At 67.0% G+C, this 16,702-nt stretch carries 16 protein-coding genes and 1 tRNA gene; 10 read left to right on the top strand and 7 right to left on the bottom strand.

Going from position 1 to position 16,702, the window contains the following annotated elements; genetic code table 11:
* Positions 1-113 precede the first annotated feature (113 nt).
* The 9 genes from K6142_RS06795 (at position 114) to K6142_RS06755 (ending at position 10,012) form a co-directional block, all read left to right on the top strand.
* Positions 114-611, top strand: a complete 498-nt coding sequence (locus tag K6142_RS06795) for an HIT family protein (RefSeq protein ID WP_190243415.1) — start codon at positions 114-116, stop codon at positions 609-611.
* Between the two features lie 10 nt (positions 612-621).
* Entirely contained in the window at positions 622-1,011 is a 390-nt protein-coding gene (locus K6142_RS06790; RefSeq protein ID WP_190243416.1) for a lipopolysaccharide assembly protein LapA domain-containing protein, read from the top strand.
* Positions 1,012-1,023: 12 nt separating this feature from the next.
* Positions 1,024-2,223, top strand: coding sequence for a tetratricopeptide repeat protein (locus tag K6142_RS06785; RefSeq protein WP_190243417.1), 1,200 nt, complete (start codon positions 1,024-1,026; stop codon positions 2,221-2,223).
* Between the two features lie 450 nt (positions 2,224-2,673).
* A complete protein-coding gene (gene mutS, locus K6142_RS06780; protein WP_012611506.1) occupies positions 2,674-5,406 on the top strand; it encodes a DNA mismatch repair protein MutS in 2,733 nt (910 codons plus the stop codon).
* Entirely contained in the window at positions 5,399-5,986 is a 588-nt protein-coding gene (locus K6142_RS06775) for a hypothetical protein (protein WP_223290191.1), read from the top strand. The genes mutS and K6142_RS06775 overlap by 8 nt, the downstream gene beginning before the upstream one ends.
* Before the next feature lie 139 nt (positions 5,987-6,125).
* Complete coding sequence (gene lysA, locus K6142_RS06770; protein ID WP_190243418.1) at positions 6,126-7,376, top strand: diaminopimelate decarboxylase; 1,251 nt, start codon at positions 6,126-6,128, stop codon at positions 7,374-7,376.
* 283 nt (positions 7,377-7,659) lie between these two features.
* A complete protein-coding gene (locus K6142_RS06765; protein WP_190243419.1) occupies positions 7,660-8,445 on the top strand; it encodes a S24 family peptidase in 786 nt (261 codons plus the stop codon).
* Positions 8,446-8,575: 130 nt separating this feature from the next.
* A complete protein-coding gene (locus K6142_RS06760) occupies positions 8,576-8,740 on the top strand; it encodes a hypothetical protein (protein WP_190243420.1) in 165 nt (54 codons plus the stop codon).
* Between the two features lie 291 nt (positions 8,741-9,031).
* A complete protein-coding gene (locus K6142_RS06755) occupies positions 9,032-10,012 on the top strand; it encodes a substrate-binding periplasmic protein (protein ID WP_317846369.1) in 981 nt (326 codons plus the stop codon).
* A gap of 202 nt (positions 10,013-10,214) precedes the next feature.
* Here the strand turns inward: K6142_RS06755 and K6142_RS06750 are convergent.
* The 4 genes from K6142_RS06750 to rimI all read right to left on the bottom strand — a co-directional run bounded on the left by K6142_RS06750 (position 10,215) and on the right by rimI (position 12,288).
* Positions 10,215-10,301: transfer RNA gene (locus K6142_RS06750), tRNA-Leu, on the bottom strand.
* 37 nt (positions 10,302-10,338) lie between these two features.
* On the bottom strand, positions 10,339-10,683 hold the full coding sequence (gene secG, locus K6142_RS06745) for a preprotein translocase subunit SecG (RefSeq protein WP_190243422.1): 345 nt from the start codon (positions 10,681-10,683) through the stop codon (positions 10,339-10,341).
* 38 nt (positions 10,684-10,721) lie between these two features.
* Positions 10,722-11,477, bottom strand: coding sequence for a triose-phosphate isomerase (tpiA, locus tag K6142_RS06740; protein WP_190243423.1), 756 nt, complete (start codon positions 11,475-11,477; stop codon positions 10,722-10,724).
* A 232-nt stretch (positions 11,478-11,709) separates the two neighbouring features.
* The gene (gene rimI, locus K6142_RS06735; protein WP_190243424.1) at positions 11,710-12,288 is read right to left on the bottom strand and encodes a ribosomal protein S18-alanine N-acetyltransferase; all 579 of its coding nucleotides are present in this window, start codon (positions 12,286-12,288) and stop codon (positions 11,710-11,712) included.
* On the opposite strand from rimI, the gene K6142_RS06730 reads away from it, so the two are divergent.
* Positions 12,287-13,009: an NUDIX hydrolase gene (locus K6142_RS06730; RefSeq protein ID WP_317846368.1), complete on the top strand. Its 723-nt coding sequence runs from the start codon at positions 12,287-12,289 to the stop codon at positions 13,007-13,009. The genes rimI and K6142_RS06730 overlap by 2 nt on opposite strands.
* A gap of 76 nt (positions 13,010-13,085) precedes the next feature.
* Here the strand turns inward: K6142_RS06730 and K6142_RS06725 are convergent, their stop codons facing one another.
* From K6142_RS06725 to K6142_RS06715, 3 genes are all read right to left on the bottom strand, one after another.
* Positions 13,086-13,952, bottom strand: a complete 867-nt coding sequence (locus K6142_RS06725; protein ID WP_223290192.1) for an inositol monophosphatase family protein — start codon at positions 13,950-13,952, stop codon at positions 13,086-13,088.
* Between the two features lie 124 nt (positions 13,953-14,076).
* Positions 14,077-15,099 carry a rod shape-determining protein gene (locus tag K6142_RS06720; RefSeq protein ID WP_012611495.1) on the bottom strand — a complete coding sequence of 341 codons (1,023 nt, stop codon included), beginning with the start codon at positions 15,097-15,099 and terminating at the stop codon, positions 14,077-14,079.
* Between the two features lie 24 nt (positions 15,100-15,123).
* Complete coding sequence (locus K6142_RS06715) at positions 15,124-16,224, bottom strand: GAF domain-containing protein (protein WP_190243425.1); 1,101 nt, start codon at positions 16,222-16,224, stop codon at positions 15,124-15,126.
* Positions 16,225-16,702: the final 478 nt, after the last annotated feature.

Genomic DNA, 16,702 nt, shown 5'->3' with positions numbered 1-16,702 from the left:
GGCCCGAGGGTGTAAGCACATCTGACCGGCTGAATTTCAATCGGAAATACGGCACGTTGCGCATGCACACAAACAGTGGCGCGCACCGTGCCCCCCAGGAGACGGAACGGATCATGGAAACCCTCTGGGCGCCGTGGCGCCTCGACTACATCCTGGGCCCCAAGCCCGACAGCTGCGTGTTCTGCCTGCCCGAACACACCGAAGAGGACGAGGCGCGCCTGGTCCTGTACCGGGGGCGGCACAATTTCGTCATCATGAACAAGTTCCCCTACAACAACGGGCACCTCATGGTCACGCCGTTCCGGCACGTCATGGACCTTGCCGCGCTGGAACCGGACGAAGCCCACGAAATGATGGACCTGCTCCAGACCTGCACCACCATGCTGCGCCAGCGCTTCAACCCGCAGGGCATCAACGTGGGGCTGAACCTGGGCGAGGCCGCCGGGGCGGGCATCCGTGAACACCTGCATTTCCATCTGGTGCCGCGCTGGAACGGCGATTCGTCGTTCATGGCGGTGATGAGCGAAACCCGGGTCATTCCCGAGCATCTGCATTCCACGTATCATGCCCTGAAACCCCTGTTCGACCGCCTGCCCCGCGCGGGACGGTAAGGAGGCCGACATGCGCTTCGTCAAGGTTCTCGTTCTGGTGCTGGTGTTCTTCATCTCCATGATGTTCTTCGTGCAGAACAACGCGGTGCTCTCGCAGACGGTCACCCTGAAGCTGGACCTGTTCTTCGACACCGCGTGGAGCTCCATCGCCCTGCCGTTCTATTTCATGGTGCTGTGTGCCTTCCTGATGGGCGCCCTGCTGACCATGCTGCTGCTCATGGTCAGCCGCATGCGCGCCGGTGCCGCCCTGCGCCGCGCCAACAAGCGCATCCGCGTGCTGGAAAAGGAACTGAACTCGCTGCGCAACCTGCCGCTGGAAACCGCGCGCAAGGCCCCGGAACCGGTGGCCGCCCCCGCGCCCGTTGCCGCCACGGACCCCACCCCGGCCAAGGCCGGCTAGGCGGGATACCCCGTGACGCTGCTGGACAGACTGAAGGCGGGCGCGCGTAGCCTGCTGGGCAACCGGCGCGCCGACATCCTTTCGCCCATGGGGCCGGATGCCGAATCTCCCGGCGCGCGCGATGCGCTGTCGGCCATCCAGGAACTGAGCCGGGTGGTGCGCAACGACCCGGACGCGGTGGAGATATACCTCGCCCTCGGCAACCTGTACCGCCTGCGCGGCGACATCGAACGCGCCGTGCAGATCCGCAGCAGCCTCATCGTGCGCCCGGGGCTGGACCCGCAGTTCAAGGCGCGCTCCCTGTTCGAACTGGGCCGCGACTACCGGCGCGGTGGGGTCATGGACCGGGCACTCGCGGCCTTTGACGAGGCGCGGGCGCTCGGGGCCGACCCGGAACAGATCACCTTCGAACTGGCCCTGCTGCATGCGGACAGCGGCGCCTTTCAGGAAGCGGCGGCGCAGTATGCGCGGCTGGGTTTCCGTCCGGCGCAGGCCCACTACATGGTCCGCCATGCCGAGGACCTGGACCGTTGCGGTCGGCCCGACGAGGCCAGGGCGCTGCTGGCCAGGGCCGTCAAGGTGTACCCCGGCGCGGTGGAAGCCTGGCGGGCGCGACTGGTCATGGCGGCCCGCGCGGGCGAATGGCGCCGTGCGGGCAAGCTGCTGCGCGAGGGACTGGAACGGGTGCCCGCCTCCATCCGCTTCCTGCTGCTTGAAGGACTGCTTGAACTTGAAGCCCCCGCCCCGCGCCATGGCAACGGTGCCGCCACGCCCGACGGCAGCGGCGCGAACGGGGTGAACGGGGCGCACGGCATAAACGGCGCGGGCAGCGCGGACTTCGAGGAAAAGCGCTGCGCCACCGTGCTTGCCGCCATAGAGGCGCAGGAGCCGGACCTGCTGCTGCAATACTACGGCGCGCTGTTCCTGCTGCGCTGCGGCAACCGCGAAGAGGCGGGCAACTGGCTGGCCAAGGCCATGGTGCTGCGCCCCGACTTCTGGGCGGCCCGGCTGGAACTGCTGTCGCTGTCCATGGAACAGCAGCACCTGTCGCCGGTGTTCCGCAGCCAGCTGGAATACTTCATCGAACACGCCCGCAAGGTGAAGCGCTTCGTGTGCGGATCCTGCGGCCTGCGCCGCGAACACACCTTCAGCGTGTGCCCGCGCTGCCGCAGCTGGCATTCGGCCACGTTCCGGATGTCCTTGCAGGATTAGACAGGACTGGGGGCTGTTCCCGAATCCTCTTTTCGCCCGCCGGGGCGCCACATCGGCCTTCCGTTCGCTGGCCGCGCACCGCAACCCAGCGGTTGTCGCGGCCAGCGCCGCATTCACGTCCGGCCCCGCGCCCGGTACTTCCATCCCCACCCCTTCGCGGTGTACACACGAGGCATGACAGACACCTCCCGCTTCCCGCACGCCCAGCCCCTTGCCGCATCCGCCGCTGCATCAGCGGACGCAGCCGTTGACGTATCCGATGCCACGCCGACTGCCGCCGACGGCGTCTGCGACTGCGACATGCCAGGCACTGCCGCCAGCACGACCGCCACGTCAGGCCCCAATTCCGGAAACAGTTCCGGCACTGCCAGCCTGGCGCGCAACGCATCGCGCCTGGCCGGGGCCACCACGGCGGCGGCGGCCCGTGCCAATCCGTCCAGGCTCACCCCCATGTTCGAACAGTACCTGCGCATCAAGGACGACTATCCGGATGCGCTGCTGCTCTACCGCATGGGCGACTTCTACGAAATGTTCTTCGACGATGCGGAAACGGCAGCGCGCGAACTGCAAATCGCCCTCACCTGCCGCAACCCCAACGCCGACCTGCGCGTGCCCATGTGCGGCGTGCCCCACCATTCGGTGGAAGGGTACATCACCCAACTGCTGGAAAAGGGCTTCAAGGTGGCCCTGTGCGACCAGATAGAAGACCCGCGTGAGGCCAAGGGGCTGGTCAAGCGCGCCGTGACCCGCGTGCTGACCCCCGGCACGGTGGTGGAGGACGCCAACCTCGACGCCAAGGGCCACAATTATCTGGGCGCGCTGTTCTGGGACGAGGAAAAGGAGGCGGGCGGCTTTGCCTGGCTCGATTTTTCCACCGGAGAATGGTCGGGCCTGCACGCGAAAAAGGCCGCCGACCTGTGGCAGTGGGTGCGCAAGATGCAGCCCCGCGAACTGCTGGTGACCGAAAGCGCGCAGGTGCCCTCATCCATGTCGCTCACCTCCACACAGGTGGTGCGGGTGCCGGGACGGGCGCCCTTCGACCTCAAGGCCGCCACCGAACGGCTACTGCACGCCCAGGGCGTGCGCGACACCGGCGCGCTGGGCCTTGAAGGAAAGGATGAACTCGTCCGTTCCTGCGGGGCGCTGCTGGCCTACGTCGTGCAAACCCAGAAGCAGGACATCATTCACCTTGCGCCGTTCCGCCCCCTGAACCTGGGCCGCCACCTCATCGTCGATGAAGTGACGGAGCGCAATCTGGAAATCTTCCGCCGCCTGGATGGCCGCAAGGGGCCGGGCACGCTGTGGCACGTACTGGACCACACCCAGACCCCCATGGGCGGCCGCCTGCTGGAAGAACGCCTGCGCCACCCCTGGCGCGAGATGGGCCCCATAGAGGAAACCCAGGCGGCGGTAAGCTGGCTGTTCGAGCGCGACGACACCCGCCGCGACCTGCGGGCCGGGCTGGACGAGGTGTACGACCTCGAACGGCTGACCACGCGCATCTTCCTGAACCGCGCGGCCCCCAAGGACTATGTGGCCCTGCGCCAGAGCCTGGCCGCCCTGCCCAAGGTGCGCGGCGTGCTGGAACGGACGGAAACGCCCCACGGCGGCTACCCCACCGACGGCGAGGCGCGCGGCGATGGCCGCCCCCCCTTCCTGCGCGCGGCGCTGAAGGGCTGGGACGACCTGTCCGACTATTTCGACCTGCTGGAACGCGCGCTGGTGGACAGCCCGCCCCACCTGGTCACCGAAGGCGGGCTGTTCCGTCCCGGCTTCCACGCCGAACTGGACGAACTGCTCGACCTGACCGAACACGGCGAGAACATGTTGCAGCAACTGCTGGCGGAGGAACAGGCCGCCAGCGGGCTGCCCAGGCTCAAGCTGGGCTTCAACCGGGTGTTCGGCTACTACTTCGAGTTGTCGCGCACCGCGTCCGACGCCGTGCCCGAGCACTTCGTGCGACGCCAGACCCTGGCCAACGCGGAACGCTTCACCACCCCGCGCCTGAAGGAACTGGAAGAAAAACTTGTCTCGGCCAGCGACCGCCGCAAATCTCTGGAATACAAGTTGTTCCAGAAGCTGCGCGAAACCGTGTCCGAGGCGCGCCCCCGCGTGCTGTTCATGGCCGACCTGTTGGCAGGGTTCGACTATTGGCAGAGCCTTGCGGAAACGGCCCGCCGCTGGAACTGGACCCGCCCCGTGCTGGCGCAGGATGCCGACATCCTGATCCGCGAAGGCCGCCACCCCGTGGTGGAGGCCATGCAGGGCAGCGCCAACTTCATCCCCAACGACCTGCGCATGGACGAGGCCCGGCGGCTGCTGCTGATTACCGGCCCCAACATGGCGGGCAAATCCACCGTGCTGCGCCAGACGGCCATCATCTGCCTGCTGGCCCAGATGGGCTCGTTCGTGCCCGCGCGCGAGGCGCGCCTGGGCATCGCAGACCGGGTATTCTCGCGGGTGGGAGCATCGGACAACCTGGCGCAGGGCCAGTCCACCTTCATGGTGGAAATGATGGAAACCGCGCGCATCCTGCGCCAGGCGGGCAAGCGCAGCCTGGTCATCCTGGACGAGATAGGGCGCGGCACCAGCACCTTCGACGGCCTGGCCCTGGCCTGGGCCGTGGTGGAAGAGCTGGCCCGCCGCGCGGGCGGCACCATCCGCACCCTGTTCGCCACCCACTACCACGAGCTGACCGCGCTGGAAGGGCGCATTCCCGGCGTGCACAACATGAATATCGCCATCCGCGAATGGGGCGGCGAAATCGTGTTCCTGCGCCGCCTGGTGCCCGGCCCGTCCGACCGCAGCTACGGCATCGAGGTGGCCCGGCTTGCCGGGGTGCCGCAGCCGGTGGTACAGCGCGCACGGGAACTGCTGCACGAACTGGAAAAAGCCCGTGACGGCAGGGGTGAAGCCCCCCGCACCGCGCGCGCCGTGCTGCCGGGGCTGGACATGCCCGAACCGAAGCAGGCCGCCAAGCCGCGCGCCCTGCTTGCCGCGCGGGCGGAACCGGTGGCCCATCCGCTGCTGACCACCCTGCGCGACCTGGATACCGACCACCTGACGCCCATGGGGGCGCTGCAACTGCTCAACGAATGGAAACTGCTCTGGGGAGGCCCAGCCCATGCCGAAGATACCGTTCCCGACCAGCCCCCGGCAGCGCCGGGAGACGACCGTGACTGACGCATCTGTCCAGACAGACGCATCCGCCCCCCGCATGGTCCGTGGCCGCCGCCTGGCCGCCGTGGTCACCCTGTGCGCGGTGCTGGCCCTTGGCGCCGCCTGCGGCAAGAAGATCATGCCCCAGCCGCAGGACAACCGCGAACTGTTCAGCTGGCGCGGCGTCACGGCCACGGCCACGGCCAACGGCTGCCTCACCGCACGGGGCGAGGCGCAGGGCAACGTGGACAACATGGCCTCGGTTATCCTGGAAATCCAGCCCCTCGGCGTATCGTCGGATGGTTTGGGGGACGGCAGCGCGGACAGTTGCGCCGGATGCCCCTTCCAGGCCACGGCGCGCCAGGAATTCTGGCCAGAAAAGCAGATCACCCCGCAGGGCACCGCCATCGTGGAGGTGACCATGTGCCCCGACCGCAAGGCCCCTGCCTATCGCTGGCGCCTGGTGGGCCTGAACGTGCTGACCCGCTTCGCGCATGCCCTCGGCAAGGTGCAGACCCTGGTGGTGGATCCCAACGCCCCCGGCTTCGAACTGCCGGTGGATGACACCCGGCCCCAGCAGCAGACCGAAATAGTGATTCCGTAGCACCGCCAGGGCCCGGCAGCGCGGCATCCGGCCCCATCCGGCGCCCGTCCGGCACTGTCAGACAATGCCCGGCCCCGCTTGGCACGGCCTGGCACTGTCCGGCCCTCCTGCCCGACAGCCCACATCTGGGAGGACACGCATGCACCACTTCCAGTACCGCGAAGGCCAACTGTACGCCGAAGGCGTGCCGGTACGCGAACTGGCCAGCCGCTACGGCACGCCGTTGTACGTCTATTCGGCGGCCACCCTGCGCCGCCATTTCCAGGCCTTCGACAGCGCGTTCACAGGGGTCGGCCACCTGACCTGCTATTCGGTCAAGGCGAACTCCAACGTGCATCTGCTGCGTCTGCTGGCGGATATGGGCGCGGGAATGGACATCGTGTCCGGGGGCGAACTGCACCGCGCGCTTGCCGCCGGGGTGCCCGGCCAACGCATCGTGTACAGCGGCGTGGGCAAGCAGGACGACGAAATCCGCGCCGCCCTCGAGGCGGACATCCTGCTGTTCAACGTCGAATCGGTGCAGGAACTGGAGCGCATCAACGCCGTGGCCGGGCAGATGGGCCGCACCGCGCGCATCGGCGTGCGCATCAACCCCGACGTGGACCCGAAGACCCACCCGTACATCTCCACGGGCATGCGCAACAACAAGTTCGGGCTGGACATGGAACAGGCCCAGGCGGCCTACCTGCTGGCCCGCGACCTGCCCAACGTCCAGCCCGTGGGCATCGACTGCCACATCGGTTCGCAGCTCACCACACTGGCACCGTTCCTGGAGGCGCTGGACCGGGTGCTGGACTTCCACGAACGGCTGCGCGACCTCGGGCTTGCCATCACCCATCTGGACCTTGGCGGCGGGCTCGGCATCACCTACGGTGAAGAAACCCCGCCCCACCCCAGGGAGTTCGGCGAAGCCGTGTCCGAACGGCTGCGCGGGCGCGGGCTGTCGCTGATTCTGGAGCCGGGCCGGGTCATCGCGGGCAACGCGGGCATTCTGGTTGGCCGGGTTATCTACACCAAATCCACGCCCAGCAAGAACTTCATCATCGCGGACGCGGCCATGAACGACCTTGTCCGCCCTTCGCTGTACCAGTCGTACCACCGCATCGCGGAGGTGCAGCCCGCCGGGCGCGACGAGATAACCGCCGACGTGGTGGGCCCCATCTGCGAATCGGGCGACTTTCTGGCGCGCGACCGCATCCTGCCGGACATGCGGCAGGGCGAACTTCTGGCTGTCTTCTCAGCCGGGGCGTACGGCTTCTCCATGAGCTCCAACTACAACTCGCGCCCACGCGCGGCAGAGGTGCTGGTGGACGGCGCAACGGCGCGGTGCATCCGCAAGCGCGAAACCCTGGCGGATCTGGTGGCACCAGAGCTGAACGCAGAGGGTTGAACGGGAGGGCGAACAGCCCTGCGCATGTGCGCCCGACCGGGCTGCAAACGCCATCAAAGGGGGTCCTTCGGGACCCCTTTCGCGTGAGCGAGGCGGATGGCATTCACCCGTCTGCTCCCGGTATCCAGCCAATCAGAAAGAACAAACGACAAACGTCGGCGCACATCCATTTTTCGCTTGCACCCGGCGCGGAATCTTGTTTATAAAAGTGAACACGACGACTGAAGCAGCCTGACACGGACATTCCACACGGACGGCAGAAACCGCCGCACAGGACACCACCATGCCGGATGCCTTCGACACCTTCTTCGCCCGGGTCATGCAGGGCACGGACATCACCACGCAGCAGGCCCTTGCCCGCGTGCTGGGGGTGAACCGCAGCGCCATCACCCAGGCCAAGAACCGCGATGCCATCCCGCAAAAGTGGATTCTGCGGCTCTCGCGGGTATACGGGCTGGCACCCGACTGGCTGGAATACGGTCGCGGCACACCCCGCCCCGCTCCGTTGGCGCAGCCCTTGGCGGCAGCGGTACACGGAGCAGGAAATATCCCCCCGCAGTCGGCCAGCAGCCATTTCAACCCCGCGGGTTCCGTTGCCGCACGTGCGGCAACGCTGCGCCCGTCCATGCCTGCCCCGCACCACGCAGCCTTGCCCCCCGCCGTTCACATGGTGCCCAAGGTCCGCGCCCGCCTGAGCGCTGGCGGCGGCTCGTTCGAAGTGCAGGCCATGCCCGTGGGCGGCCAGCCCTTTGCGCATGCCTGGCTGGCCCGCAAGGGCACCCCTTCGGCCATGGTGCTCATGGACGTGGTGGGCGACAGCATGGAACCGGAAATCCGCGACGGCGACACCGTGCTGGTGGACCGCGCCACCGAAGACCTGCGTTTCGGCCAGGTCTATGCCGTGGGACTGGAAGATGCCGTGCTGGTCAAGCGCGTCATGCGCACCCCGGACGGCCTGGCCCTTGTCAGCGACAACCCCGCGTATTCGCCCATCCGCGTGCGCGGCGACGAACTGGAACAGTTCCGCGTCATTGGCCGGGTGGTCTGGCTGTGCCGAGAAATCGGATAGGGGGCTCTCCACCTTGCCCGCGGACAAAACCCCGCGCTGGCGCCCCCTGTATATTTTTTTGCCCAGCGTGTTCACTTTTATAAACATGGTGGTTGGCGACATGCCCCGCCACATTCACAAGGAGACCGTCATGCAACAGCGTTTCTGCACCTGCGGCCATCAGCTCTGGGTTCTGTACAGCTCCATCGAACGCAAGTTCCGCACCTTGTTCTTTGCCGGTACCTGCTTCAGCGGCAAGCGCGTGGACATCTGCCCCTGCTGCGGCGCCCCCCTCGACATCAACCGCCTGAACTAGGACGGGACGTTGCGTCTCTTCCTGCAACCCTGCCGTCCACCTGTCCATCCCGACATCCCGGCTCCACCGGACGCGGCCCGTCGCCACACCACGCGGCGGGCCGCCGGGACACCTGCACCCTGCCCTTGTGCGTAGCCTCCCCCAGCCATCCCCACCTTTTCCCCGTTCATGTGCAGGGCCAGCCTGCATTGACCCTGCCTCGGCCCGGGGTGATACTATGGACAAGCCGTGAACGCCGCCCACAATCGCACGCGATCTCCACGCGGCCAACCTCACGGGCATCCGTCCCCCATGGTCGTTCGTCGTATGCCTTGCAACACCTTCTCCTTCGCATCCAGCACGGCAGGCGCACCGCCTGCATGCACCGCACCGTGGCCCTGCGCCACGCGGGCTCGCAAGGCCATATCGACAGCCTTTCTTGCCGCCACCCGTGCCCGCGTGCTGCGCGCCAGTCTGGCCGTGTCGAGCATCTGCGCCGTGTTGAGCGTCGGCCTTGCATGCACGAGCCCCGCCAGTGCCCTTACGCTGCTCACCGAAGACCTTCCCCCCTTCAATTTCGTTCAGGACAACGCACCACGCGGCCCTGGCATGGATATCGTCCTTGAAGTCCTGCGCCGCAACGGACTTGCCCCGTCTTCAGAAGCAATCAGGGTGCTGCCCTGGCCCAGGGCCTTCCATCTGGCCCTGAATACCCCCGATGCCCTGCTGTTCTGCACCGCACGCACGCCGGAACGCGAAAAGCTGTTCAAATGGGTGGGGCCGGTCATGCGGGTGACCGTAGGTACCGTGGTACGCAAGAACAGCCGCCTGGCCCCCCGTCAATGGCGCGACCTGCAAGGGCTACGCGTGGGCACGGTGCGCAATACCGTGGGCGAGCAACTGCTGATCGAGCAGGGAGTGCCCTCCGCCATGTTGCACTCGGCCACCACTCCGAGCGACGCGGTGCGCATGCTGGCCGCAGGGAGGATAGACGTGCTGGCCTTCAACATCCACTCCACCCTGTACACGATGGAACAGGGCAACATCGACAGCGCGGAATACGCCGTGTCCATGGTGCTTCAGAAGCTGGACCTGTACATGGCGTTCAACACCGATGTTGACGACACCCTGCTGCACCGCCTGCAAGCTACCCTGGATGCCATGCGCTGCAATGGCGGCACCCCGGGCACCAGTGATCTTGTCCGCATGGTGCAGCCCTATTCCCCGTATTTCCCGCCCGATTCGATCCCGGAAGAGCGCAATTGCCCGCGTACCGGAACGAATGTTCGCTGACTCTCCAGTCAGCCCCCCAATCCGTACCCTCTCGCTTCCGGCTGCATCTCCCGCGCACGCCATCTCCAGCCACGGGTGGTTCCGCTCCTGGCACCGGCGCGCCATTGCGCGTTCCCGCATCCGACACAGCCCCTGGCCGAACATCGGAAACGCGAAAAGGCCCCGTTAGGGGCCTTTTCCGCTCGCCTGCGCGATACTTTCGTGGTGCCGAGGAAGGGACTCGAACCCTTACAGGATTTCTCCCACTACCCCCTCAAGATAGCGTGTCTACCAATTCCACCACCTCGGCACGGGGGTTGGCGCCAGGCGCGCCGAAACTTGCGATGCTAGTTGGACTTCTGCTCGGCCGGTGCGGCGGGAGCAGGCGCGGCAGGCGCGGCAGGCGCACCGGGGGCGGGCTGCACGTCTTCCAGCTTCACGTCGAGGATGGTCGAATCGTCCGACTTGCGGCTGCTGGTGAGCACGTTGTACGACAGCGACGTGATGATGAACAGGACCGCCAGAAACGCGGTCAGCTTGGCAAGCATGCCGCCGGCGCCAGTGCTGCCGAACAGCGAGGTGTTGCCACCGCCGAAGATCACGCCCATGCCTTCCTTGCCGGATTGCAGCAGCACCAGCACGATCAGGGCAAGACACGCGACCACATGCAGGGTCAGGATCAGGGTCTGCACCGTACTCTCCTTGTGAAAACTCCGCGCCGGGGCACGGCTTACGCCAGAATGATGCGGCTGAACGAGTCAGCCTGCAAAGAAGCGCCTCCTACCAAGACACCGTCCACATTGTCAAGGGCAATGATTTCACGGGCGTTCTCGGGCTTGACGCTGCCACCATACAGGATGCGCACCGCCACTCCCCCTTCGCCGAAGCGGGCCACCAGCAGTTGACGCACCAGGCCATGCGCCTCGACGATTTCAGGCGGCCCGGCCACCTTGCCGGTACCGATGGCCCACACCGGTTCGTAGGCCACGGCGATGGCGGCGGGCACGGCATCTCCCTTCACCCCGGCCAGACCGGCCTCCAACTGGCGTTCAAGCACTTCGCCCAGGCGGCCTGCCTCGCGCTCTTCGATGGTCTCGCCGATGCACAGCACCACCTTGAGGCCGGCATCGATGCTGAACGCTGTCTTGGCGCCCACCAGCTCATCGCTTTCACCGATGACGTGGCGGCGCTCGGAATGGCCGGTAAGCACCCAGGCGCACCCGCAGTCCATGAGCATGCCCGGCGAAATTTCTCCGGTGTAGGCGCCTTCCGCCGCCGGGTACACGTCCTGCCCGCCGACCGAATATCCGGTGGCGTGGCGCAGCGCGTCGGCCACGGGCGACAGCGCGGTGAACTGCGGAAAGATCACCACCTCGCGGTCGTCCGGCAGCGTGTCCGCCGTCAACGCCGCCAGCGAGGCGGCGGTGGTCCGCGCTTCCCCGGCGGTCTTGTACATCTTCCAGTTGGCGGCCATGAGCTTCTTCATGCGGGTCTCCGGACGGTGTTGCGTGAAAGGTGAGCGATGCCCGGACGGATATACACGTCCGAAATGTCATGCCCGGACGGGGATACCCGTCCAAAACGTCATGGTCCAGACGGGGATACCCGTCCAAAACGTCATGTCCGGATGGGGATACCCGTCCGAAACATCATGCCTGTCGGGCGCAGCGCAGGTGTCGCGCCCGATGCCTGCCCCAGAACGCAGGCCCCCCGCAGGCTCAGACCTCGCCGGAACCTGCGCCCGCCCCATCCGGCTCGGCGCCAAGCCCGCCTGTCGGGGCGGCGCAATCCGGCTCGCGGCAGGCCCACTCCGCAAGGTCGCATTCGTAGATGATGGCGTCTTCGCCGGTATCGCCGTAGTAGTGCGGTCGCACGCCCGCGCGGGTGAACCCCAGCCCCTCGTACAGGCCGATGGCCGGGGCGTTGCCGGTGCGGACCTCAAGCACGGCCCTATGTATGCCCATTTTGGCACCCACTTGCAACAGGATGGCCAGCAGGCGGCGGCCCAGCCCCCGTCGTCGCTGGTCGGGGTGCACGGCCACGTTGAGTATTTCCAGTTCACCCGCCAGGTGGTACACGGCCACGTACGCCACCAGCTGTCCCGCATCGCGCAGGCCGAACACCGAAAAGACCTTGCGCTCGAAGGCCAGGTGAAACTGTTCTTCGCTCCACGGGGTGGAAAAGCACTGGCGTTCCAGGGCGGCCACTTCAACGATGTCGTCGGAGCCCAGGCGAAAGAATTCCGCCCGGGGGCCGCGCTGGCCCCCGCCGGACCCGGAACAGACAGGAGACTGCATGGGCAAACGCCCTCCTTCACATGCTGCGGACGAATCGACCGACACCCGCCGTCCCTTGCCCGCCGCCAAGGGCGGGCGCGCCAGATCGCGTGGCCGGGTGGCCCCGCGCCGAAACGCCAGGCCCAGACCGGGGCATCAGGACGACGCGGCCCCGGTTGATGGCGTGGAATACCTGGAAATCACCGACGAGCGCGACAGGCCCCTGATGATCATGCCCATTGCCCAGGCCCGCCGCCAGCCGTTGCGCCACCGGGTGGTGCTGGTCATGCTGTACGACGCCGAGGGCCGCATCTACCTGCAAAAGCGTGCCGCGACCAAGCACCTGTACCCTGGCCGCTGGGATCTTTCGGCCACCGGTCACGTGCTGGCCGGAGAATCGCGAGAAGACGCCGCCCTGCGCGAACTGCGCGAGGAACTGGGCATCGCCGCGGGGCGCCTGATACGCCGGGCGGAAATTCCCGCCACAGAGGCCACGGAATTCGCGCACATCACCCTGTTTGCGGCCGGCCCCGTGGGCGAAGCGCCGCAACCCAACCCGGACGAAGTGGCCGACGGCATGTTCGTGGATGCCGACGAACTTGATGCGCTGCTTGAACACTTCCGGGACATGCTGACGCCCGCGCTGGTCTGGGCCACGGAACGGGGCGACGTGTTCCGCGACATGCCCTGCCCCGTCCCAGCCGAAGAGCCGGAGCTTCCCGAACTGGCCGAACTGGCCTGAACCGGTCTTGCCGGGCCTGAACCCGCCCTGACAGGCCTGAACCGGCCCTGACAGGACAGAGCTGGCCCGAATTGGCCTACAGCGCCAGCACGGCGTGCATGGCCTCGTGCAGCAGGCCATTGCTGGCCAGGATGCCCTCGTTGGTGAAATCGTACGGGGCGCCGTCGAATCCGGTCACGCGCCCCCCCGCCTCTTCCACCAGCAGCCAGCCCGCCGCTGTGTCCCACGGCTTCAGGTCCGCCTCGTAGAAGGCGTCGAACCGACCAGCGGCCACGAAGGCCAGGTCGATGGCAGCCGCACCACAGCGGCGCACCCCGCGCGTGGTCACCAGAGCCTTGCGCAGCCGCGCCAGCACCGTGTCCACGTCCTCACTGATGGTGTAGGGAAAGCCGGTGGCCACCACTGCCTGCTCCAGCGGCTCGCGGTCGGAGACATGCAGCGTTTCGCCGTTGCGAAAAGCCCCGCCGCCCCGCACCGCCCAGAAGCACTCACCCAGCACGGGCGCATTGACGATGCCCAGCACTACCTGCCCGTCGTGCCACAACCCCACGGAGGTGGCCACAAAGGGCAGCGAATGCGCGAAGTTGGTGGTGCCGTCGATGGGGTCGATGATCCAGCAGGTGCCCTGCGGCGTGCGCGATGTGGCGCTTTCCTCGGCCATGAAGGTGGCGCCCGGCACCACGTCCTTCAAGCGGTCCTTGAGAAAGGCCTCCACCGCAAGGTCGGTTTCGGTCACCAGGTCGATGCGCCCCTTGAGCCGGATGTTGCGCGGCTTGCGCCAGTGGTCCATGACCAGGGCGCCACTTTCGTGGATGATCTCCAGAATGCGGGGCAACAGCGGGGCAAAAGGGGAAGCGGCAAGGCCGGAAGAATCTGACGAAGACTGGCCGGAAGGAACTGGCGAAGATTCGACGGAAGGAACTGACAAAGATTCTGCGGGCATGATGGCTCGTTGCGGGCGACGTGACCGCGCCCGTGCTTGCGGCCTGCCCGCGCATCTGCGGATGCGTCTGCGGGCGCGCGGTATTGCCGGAAGTGAATCGGCCCGCGGCCCGCACAGGGCGGCGCTAGTTGATGTACACGCGGCGGTAGAACTTGCCGTCGTCCAAGGTGCGGCCCGTGCCGCGCACCACGGTGGTCAGCGGGTCGTCGTCGATGATGACCTTCAGGCGCGTCTCGCGCGAGACCAGCGCGCCCAGGCCCTTCAGCAGCGCGCCGCCGCCCGCCAGCAACACGCCGTTGCTGGCGATGTCGGCGGACAGTTCCGGCGGGGTCTTTTCCAGCGCCTTGCGGATGGCCATGACGATGATGCGCACCGGCTCCTGCAGGGCCTCGCGCACGTGGCCGTCGGTAACGCGCACCACCTTGGGGGTGCCGCTCACCATGTCCTTGCCGGACACCTCGACCATCAGCTGTTCCGGCAGGGGAAAGGCCGAGCCGATGGCCATCTTGATGCGCTCGGCGGTGTTCTCGCCGATGAGCAGCTGGAATTCTTCCTTGAAGTAGCGCTGCACCGCCTGGTTCATGGCATCGCCCGCCACCCGCACCGATTCGGCGTAGGCGATGGCGGACAGGGTTATCACCGCCACCTCGGTGGTGCCGCCGCCGATGTCCACCACCATGTTGCCCAGCGGCTCGTGGATGGGCAGGTTGGCCCCGATGGCCGCGGCCATGGGCTCCTCCACCAGGCGCACGTCGCGCGCGCCGGCCTGGTGGGCCGATTCGATGACCGCGCGCTTTTCCACCTGGGTGATGCCCGTGGGCACGCAGATGACGATGCCCGGCTTGACCAGCGAAAAACCGCTGATGACCTTGCGGATGAAGAAGGCGATCATCTGCCGCGTCACCTCGAAGTCGGCGATGACGCCGTCCTTCATGGGGCGGATGGCCCGGATGCGCTTGGGGGTGCGGCCAAGGAATTCCTTGGCCTCGCGCCCCACCGCGAGCACCGTGTTGCGGTCGGTTTCCAGGGCGACCACCGAAGGCTCGTTCAGCACGATGCCCTCGGCACGGGTGTACAGCAGCGTGTTGGCCGTACCCAGATCCATGGCAAGGTCCTTGCCCAGGAAGCCGAACAGTCTGCGCAGCATCTAGTGGCTCTCGCGGTTGCGGTGTCAGTCGTCGGTGTCGCGGTCGGATCGTTCGTGCGGGGCGGGCGCGGGTACGCGGCGTTCCAGCCGGGCCTTGGGCAGCAGTTCGCGCAGCCTGCTCTTCAGGTACAGGTTCTCCAGAAACAGCGCCAGATGGTCCACCGACATGCGGGTGAAGGCGCGCAGATCGTCGGGGATGACGCGCGGCTCGCCGTGCCCCAGGCACAGCACCCCGCGCGTGACCTTGTTGATCATCAGCGGCAGGCACATGACGGAGCGGAAGGCGGGCATGTGCGCCCCCTTGCCGAACAGCGGCGCCATGGGCGCGCCGTCGGTGCCTTCGGTGTACACCGGGGCATCGTTGCGGAACACCCAGCCCACGATGCCGTTGCCGATGGGATACATGGGCGCGTCGCCCTTGCCCAGCAGCAGCTGGTGGCTTTCGCCTTCCAGGATGTAGTTCTGCCCGTCGCCGTCGCGGGCGGCGAACAGCGCATGGTCGAAGCCGGTGGCCTCGGCCATCAGGCGCAGGAATTCGGCCAGGAATTGCGGCCAGCGGCTGATGCGCCCGCGCAGTTCGCTGATCACCTGCAAGGCCGCGTAGTAGCGGGTCAGGCTGGCCTGTCCGGCCCCCTGGCAGACCACGCCCTCGACCCCGGAAATGAGGTCCGCGAACAGTTGCAGGATCTTCTGGTCCTTGTCGGAAAAGGAATACTGCCGCTTGCTGTCGATGCACAGCGCGCCGCCGCCGGGCACGGGGCAGCCCATGAAGGCCTTGATGGTGGCCTCCTCGTTGCTGCGGTAGTAGCCAAGGTGGCTCTGGCGCTGGTCGAAGTTGTTGACCAGCAGCGGCTCGCGGTTGCGGATGATCCAGCCCACCAGCCCGCGCCCCGGGGCGATGGCCGTGCCGGTGTCCACCATGTCGCCCAGGCTGAAGCTGGCGGCAAGGCGATGCAACTGGCTGTCGCGGTCCAGCGCGGCGGTGGCTGCCGCCGTGGCGGCACCGGCCGAAAGGTCGGTACTTTCGATGGCTGTCCCGTCCGGCAGGAAGAGCACGGCGGAATACGCGTCGAACACGCTGCAAATGATGGCAAGAATGCGTTCGTGGCAACGTTGGCTGTTCATATCCGAATTCCTCTCCGGCCCCGTGCGGTGGCCGGAGTTCATGGCGTATGGCGTGCGCCCCGACCGAAGCCCGGCGGTAACGCGCGCGGTGGACAAAACGAAGGCGGACGAAACGAAGGCGGACGACAGCCTATCCCCGCGCGATGCCGCCCGCAAGGGGCGGACGGCGCATGACCAGCGTGCAGCAAAAAACGCCGCAATCAGACCGGTCGCGAACGAACCGACGCCAAACCCGGGCCAGGCAGGACCGAGAGCAGGCAAGTCAGTATCCAGACAGGGGCGGGGCGCTGCGTGCGCTGCCGCACCGTGGCAATGCCGTTGTCAGTTACCGCTCCGTTTCAACCGGTGCTTTAACAAAGCCGGGCATGTTCCCGCAACAGCCGTGCGCCCGCCATGGCCCCGCGTGGTGCGGCACCCGCAATGCGCAGACACCGCGAAACCCTTGTGCCTGAACCATTGCCCGTCACATTATGGTAGA

Origin of the sequence: Nitratidesulfovibrio sp. SRB-5, assembly GCF_019931275.1 — a bacterium.
Lineage (GTDB): Bacteria > Desulfobacterota > Desulfovibrionia > Desulfovibrionales > Desulfovibrionaceae > Cupidesulfovibrio.
The sequence above is the reverse complement of the archived record's forward strand: the minus strand, read 5'-3'. Positions and strand labels throughout refer to the sequence as shown.